This window comes from Acinetobacter sp. NIOH-H-8, from assembly GCF_046635365.1.
GTDB lineage: Bacteria > Pseudomonadota > Gammaproteobacteria > Pseudomonadales > Moraxellaceae > Acinetobacter.
The window spans coordinates 1-396 of the sequence record NZ_JBHDVN010000330.1 but is presented as its reverse complement, the minus strand read 5'-3'; the positions used below and the strand labels follow the sequence as shown (position 1 = coordinate 396).

General features: G+C 52.5%; 1 protein-coding gene. It reads right to left on the bottom strand.

The genetic code is table 11. The features are described 5' to 3' along the window. The coding region (locus ACEWB7_RS18500) for a hypothetical protein (protein ID WP_411581161.1) at positions 1 to 188 on the bottom strand (188 nt) is incomplete at its 3' end. Positions 189 to 396: the final 208 nt, after the last annotated feature.

Genomic DNA, 396 nt, shown 5'->3' with positions numbered 1-396 from the left:
AGGTCACCATTACTGGCGATATGACACCGTTCACCCAATGTACAAACGCGTACTCGCATTCCGGTATTCGCAATCCGACTACTATCTCCAGCGCTGCTTATCCGCGAAGAATTACCGGTTACAGCAACCCGTGCGCGTTCACCGGAGCTGCCAATGTGACTGTTAAAGCCGACACTTCCAATCCGCACGCTATAACCCATACTGGCAATTTGCGCGGCATACCCAGCGGTTGCGATTCGGGCGTTATCCTCACAACAGCCAATGCGAGCATGATCGTCGCTGCGGGCAAACTGACTGCAAAATGGTATCTCTCCGGGGTCTGTGGCCAGTTTTTGCATAGAGGAAACTTCCTGATGCGCGAAGTTTTCATCCGCCAGCCATTTTTTCCACGCATAC